This is a genomic window from Micromonospora foliorum (genome assembly GCF_022229015.1).
Taxonomy (GTDB): domain Bacteria; phylum Actinomycetota; class Actinomycetes; order Mycobacteriales; family Micromonosporaceae; genus Micromonospora; species Micromonospora foliorum.
The window spans coordinates 1-4,972 of the sequence record NZ_JAKKFF010000216.1 but is presented as its reverse complement, the minus strand read 5'-3'; the positions used below and the strand labels follow the sequence as shown (position 1 = coordinate 4,972).

The following is a 4,972-nucleotide window of genomic DNA, read 5'->3' as shown; positions in this document are numbered from 1 at the left end:
CCCGGCCGGTACGCCGCTGGCCGGCGCCGAGTTGCCGGCCGACGCGCAGGCCGAACCGCCCCGGCCGACTCCGGCGGTCCGGGCCACCCGCAAGCCGTTCCGTCTGCACCGGGTCCGCCGCCGCTGATCAGTCGATCAGCCCGCCCGGCCGCCGACTCCCGCCACCGCGGCGTCGGCGTCGACGAGGGCGAGCACCTCGCCCAGGGTGCCGAGCGTCGGGCCGCGCCAGTCCCGGTCGGCGTTGAACACCAGGTGCGTGGCCAGATCCGGTGCGGCGAGCCGGACGGCGGTCATCCCGGCCCGTTCGGCGCCGGTCAACTCCTGGCTGCCGCCGTCACCGACGTAGAGGCAGTCGCCCGGCGCGAGCCCGAGCCGCTGGCAGGCCGTCAGGTAGAGCGTCAAATCCGGCTTGCACCGTCCGACCTGCACCGAGAAGACCCGGACGTCGAGCAGGGGGGCGACCGCGAGCTGCGGCAGGAAGGCCGGCAGTTCGTGCGTACAGTCGCTGATCACGCCGGTGCGCAGGCCGCGCTGGCGCAGGGCCGCCAGCACCGGCACCGCGTCGGCCCGCAGCCAGGTGTCCGCGCGGACCGCCCGGTGCCGGGACGCCACCGCCGCCCGCACCGCATGGTCACTGGGGTGTACGCCGACCTGGGCGCACACCCAGCGCAGGGTCGCCTCCGCGTTGCCGAGCAGGCCGGTGGCCCGTTCGTAGTAGGTGCGGTCCAGCACCTCGGTCAGCGTGTCGGTGTGGCACCCGAGCAACTCGGCGGTGCCGAGGTGCGCGACACCGCGCTGCACCGAACGGGTCAGGGTGCCGAAGAAGTCGAACAGCACCGCCTGGTAGCTGGGCATGGGGGAACGCCTCCGGGCGGTCGAGTGTCGCCGGCGCGGAACCGCGTGATCGTAACGGAGTGATGACCGTCCGTGCTGAGCGTCATACGTGTGAGGATTCCGTCCCGTGCCCCCACCTTCACACCGGCCGACCCTGGACCCGCTGACCACCGGAGCGGTCGGGCTGGCCGTGGTCGCCGTGTCGTCGTCCGCGCCGCTGATCGCGTACGCCGTCGCCCCCGCGCTGGCCATCGCCTTCTGGCGCAACCTGCTCGCGGTGGCCGTGCTGAGCCCCTTCGCGCTGGTCCGGCGTCGGGCCGAGTTCCGCAGGCTGACCGTGGGCGCGGGCCGGCGGGAGGGACTGTTCTGCGTCCTGTCCGGGGTCGCCCTGGCCGGGCACTTCGCGACCTGGGTGCCGAGCGCCCAGCTCACCTCGGTCGCCACGTCCACCGCCCTGGTCGCCACCCAGCCGGTCTGGCAGGGGTTGATCGCCCGCGCCCAGGGGCGTCCGCTGCCCCGGGTGGTCTGGATCGGCATCGCGGTGGCGGTCGGCGGCGCGGCGGTCGCCACCGGGGTGGACGTGGGAGTCTCCGGACGGGCCGTCCTCGGTGACGTGCTGGCGTTGGTCGGCGCCCTGTTCGCCGCCGTCTACACCGCGTTCGGGGAACGGGCGCGGAGCAGCATCAGCACCACCACCTACACCACCATCTGCTACGGGATCTGCGCGCTGATCCTGCTGGCCCTGTGCCTGGTGGGCGGCGTACGACTGACCGGCTTCGACGGGCGTACCTGGCTGGCCATCCTGGCCCTGGTGGCCGGCGCGCAGCTGCTCGGGCACTCGATGTTCAACTACGCCCTGCGGAAGATCCCGGCGACCACCGTGAGCGTGCTGATCCTGCTGGAGGCGCCCGGCGCGGCCCTGCTCGGCTGGGCCTGGCTGGGTCAGCTGCCCCGCCCGTACGCGCTGCTCGGGATGGCGTTGCTGCTGGCCGGGGTGGCGGTGGTGGTGCTCGGCGGCCGGCGGAGCGAACCCACCGCCCTGCCGGCCGACCCGACCCCGCTGGCCGACTGACCGCCCGACACGAGCGGGTCGAGGCCCACCAGCCGACCGGGTCAGCTCTCGTGCACCTCGATGACCCGGGTCGTCGGGGCGGCGTCACCGAGGGCGGTACGCAGAGCCGCCCGGTCCGGGTCGGCGAGGAACGACTCGTAACCGGCCCGGCCGTCGAACCGGATCACGTGCACCTCGGCCTGCCCGTCGGTGCCGCGCAGTCGCCGGTCCAGCCGGCCGCGGTGCCGTTCGAGCAGGGCCAGTACGGCGTCCTCGTAACGCTGCCCGGCCGCCTCGGCCCCGACGGCGAACTCGACGATCGCGACGAGTGTCAGCACGCCGGCCCGGTCAGCCATCGAGACCGACGGCCTTGGCGCTCGCCGCCCAGAGCCGGGAGGCGAGCTGCGGATCGGCCGCCTTCCGGAGCGGCCGACGCGGTCGCCGGTCGGCGTAGTAACCCCCGTTGATCAGCCGGGAGCGGTCCTGGTTTGCCAGCCACACCAGGGTCTCGGCGCCCTTCTCCGGGCTGCGGAACGGCAGGAACCGCATGCCGAACGCGACAAGCCTGCTGTCGTTGGCGAACCGCGTACGGACCACCCCGGGGTGGAAGCTGTACGCGGAGGTGTCCGGCCAGCGGCGGGCGGCCTCAGCGGTGAACAGGATGTTCGCCTGCTTGCTGGTGCCGTACGCGCCCATCGGCCGGTAGTCACGCAGCGGCTTGTTCAGGTCGTCGGGGTCGAGTGCGCCGAAGCGGTGCGCGCCGGAGGCGGTCACCACGACCCGGCCCACCCGGTCGGCGAGCAGGTTGGTCAGCAGGAACGGGGCCAGGTGGTTGGCCTGGATCGACATCTCGAAACCGTCGACGGTGCTCAGTGGTTGCAGCGCGATCGCGCCGGCGTTGTTGGCGAGCACGTCGATCCGGTCGTACGCGGCCCGAAGTTGCTCGGCCAGTCGGCGTACGTCGTCGAGGATCGCGAAGTCGGCCCGGAACAGTTCCGGACGCTCACCGGAGTTCTCCCGTACCCGAACGGCGGCGGCCTGTAGCCGGGCCGGGTCCCGCCCGACCAGCACCACCTGGTCGCCACGGCAGGCCAGGTGCACGGCGGCGGCCAGCCCGATGCCGGAGCTGGCCCCGGTCACCACCACCAGTCGGCGCCCAGTGAGATCTTCCACAGGTCCATTCACCCCGGTCATGGCGCGAGGTTACCGTGACGTCACAACGCCCTTTGGGATCGTTAAGGTCTCGGATCTGTCGTCAGGTGGCGTCGGCATGCCCGCCGGACGCTGGAAGGAGCGCATTGATGGCCGCAGTCGGTCGCCCCCGCAGGTCCTGCCTCGCCGTGCCGGGTTCCAGCGTCAAGATGCTCGGCAAGGCCCAGGGTCTCCCGGCCGACCAGGTCTTCCTCGACCTGGAGGACGCCGTCGCCCCACTGGCCAAGCCGGACGCGCGCAAGAACATCGTGGCCGTCCTCAACGAGGGTGACTGGGCCGGCAAGACCCGGGTGGTCCGGGTCAACGACCTCACCACCCCGTGGACCTACCGGGACGTCATCGAGGTCGTCGAGGGCGCCGGCGCCAACCTGGACTGCATCATGCTGCCGAAGGTGCAGACCGCCGCCCAGGTGCAGTGGCTGGACCTGACGCTCACCCAGATCGAGAAGACGATCGGCCTAAAGGTCGGCCGGATCGGCATCGAGGCGCAGATCGAGAACGCCGCCGGTCTGGTCAACGTGGACGCGATCGCCGCTGCCTCGCCGCGCGTGGAGACCATCATCTTCGGCCCGGCCGACTTCATGGCGTCGATCAACATGAAGTCGATGGTGGTCGGCGGCTTGATCCCGGACTACCCCGGCGACCCGTACCACTACATCCTGATGCGGATCCTGATGGCCGCGCGGATGCACGACAAGCAGGCCATCGACGGCCCCTTCCTGCAGATCCGCGACGTCGACGCGTTCCGTGAGGTGGCCAAGCGCTCGGCCGCGCTGGGCTTCGACGGCAAGTGGGTGCTGCACCCGGGCCAGATCGACGCCGCCAACGAGGTCTACCAGCCGGCGCAGGCCGACTACGACCACGCCGAGTTGATCCTCGACGCGTACGAGCACTACACCTCCGAGGCCGGCGGCCGGCTCGGTGCCGTGATGCTCGGCGACGAGATGATCGACGAAGCGTCCCGCAAGATGGCGCTCGTGGTCGCCGCCAAGGGCCGGGCCGCCCGGATGAGCCGTACCTCGTCGTTCACCCCACCGGCGCAGTGACCGGCCGGGCCGGGACGACCGCCGCCGGCCGTCGATCCGGCTCGACATTCGACGGTACGCCGGCCCGCCCGCCGGTCAGTAGCTGCTGCTGTTGTCGCTCGTCGCGATCGCGTAGATGATCGCGGCGGCGTAGCCGGCGACCACCAGCACCAGGAACCCGGTGAGAATCCAGCCGACGATGATGGCGGCCTTCGCCATCCCCGCACCACCCTCGCCGCTGAGCCGGATCTGCTTCTGCGCGACGTGCCCGAGGATCGCGCCGACCGGCGCGGTGATGCAGGACGTGAAACCGAGCAGGGCCAGCACGAACGCCGCGATGGCCATCCCGTTGGTCTTCGGCGGCTGCGGGTAGCCGTAGCCGGGGTACTGCGGCGGGTAGCCGACCGGGGCGTAGCCGGGCGGGGCGTAGCCGGGCATCGGCTGGGTCGCCGGCGGCTGCGCTCCGGCGTACGGGTCGACCGGGGCGTACGGGTTGGTCGGCGCGTACGGGTCGACCGGGCCGGGCTGCGGGGGGACCGGCTGACCGGCCACCAGGGTCGGGTCGGGTGCGGGGCTCGACGGTTGGGCCGACCACGTGGGATCGGTCCAGTTGCCGGGCGGCGGGGGATTTGTCATGCGAACTCTCCGTCAGGTCGGGGTGCGGAGACAGGGTAGCCAGCGCTGCCCAAACCCGACGCCCCCGCTTCCGGGTGCCGCGTTGCTCGGGCCGGTCGTAACGGGCAGGATCCCTGGCATGGCATACGACGCGCGCGCCGCGGACCGCTCCGGCAGCCGACCCCGACGGGACGTCAGCCGCCCGGGTGCGGCCCGGCGCGCCCGGACGGCCGCC

At 72.5% G+C, this 4,972-nt stretch carries 6 protein-coding genes; 2 read left to right on the top strand and 4 right to left on the bottom strand.

The features are described 5' to 3' along the window. Window positions 1–135: 135 nt before the first annotated feature. Window positions 136–855: an HAD family hydrolase gene (locus PSH25_RS16695; RefSeq protein ID WP_238659958.1), complete on the bottom strand. Its 720-nt coding sequence runs from the start codon at window positions 853–855 to the stop codon at window positions 136–138. A 106-nt stretch (window positions 856–961) separates the two neighbouring features. Here PSH25_RS16695 and PSH25_RS16690 point away from each other — a divergent pair, with 106 nt between their 5' ends. Next, entirely contained in the window at window positions 962–1,906 is a 945-nt protein-coding gene (locus PSH25_RS16690; protein ID WP_238659957.1) for a DMT family transporter, read from the top strand. A 41-nt stretch (window positions 1,907–1,947) separates the two neighbouring features. On the opposite strand, the gene PSH25_RS16685 is transcribed toward PSH25_RS16690, so the two are convergent. Continuing rightward, window positions 1,948–2,241 (bottom strand): hypothetical protein, encoded by a 294-nt coding sequence (locus tag PSH25_RS16685; RefSeq protein WP_238659956.1) that lies wholly within the window; start codon window positions 2,239–2,241, stop codon window positions 1,948–1,950. After that, complete coding sequence (locus tag PSH25_RS16680; RefSeq protein WP_238659955.1) at window positions 2,234–3,058, bottom strand: SDR family NAD(P)-dependent oxidoreductase; 825 nt, start codon at window positions 3,056–3,058, stop codon at window positions 2,234–2,236. Before PSH25_RS16680 ends, PSH25_RS16685 begins: the two co-directional genes overlap by 8 nt. Before the next feature lie 128 nt (window positions 3,059–3,186). Between PSH25_RS16680 and PSH25_RS16675 the strand changes: the two genes are divergently transcribed. Then, a complete protein-coding gene (locus PSH25_RS16675; protein WP_238659954.1) occupies window positions 3,187–4,143 on the top strand; it encodes an HpcH/HpaI aldolase/citrate lyase family protein in 957 nt (318 codons plus the stop codon). A 75-nt stretch (window positions 4,144–4,218) separates the two neighbouring features. Here the strand turns inward: PSH25_RS16675 and PSH25_RS16670 are convergent, their stop codons facing one another. Continuing rightward, a complete protein-coding gene (locus PSH25_RS16670; RefSeq protein ID WP_238659953.1) occupies window positions 4,219–4,758 on the bottom strand; it encodes a DUF4190 domain-containing protein in 540 nt (179 codons plus the stop codon). Window positions 4,759–4,972: the final 214 nt, after the last annotated feature.

Bases quoted from the DNA above. Each gene is read 5' to 3' on its own strand.
- PSH25_RS16670 (WP_238659953.1), bottom strand. From the start codon at position 4,758: ATGACAAATCCCCCGCCGCCCGGCAACTGGACCGATCCCACGTGGTCG.
- PSH25_RS16695 (WP_238659958.1), bottom strand. From the start codon at position 855: ATGCCCAGCTACCAGGCGGTGCTGTTCGACTTCTTCGGCACCCTGACC.
- PSH25_RS16685 (WP_238659956.1), bottom strand. From the start codon at position 2,241: ATGGCTGACCGGGCCGGCGTGCTGACACTCGTCGCGATCGTCGAGTTC.
- PSH25_RS16675 (WP_238659954.1), top strand. From the start codon at position 3,187: ATGGCCGCAGTCGGTCGCCCCCGCAGGTCCTGCCTCGCCGTGCCGGGT.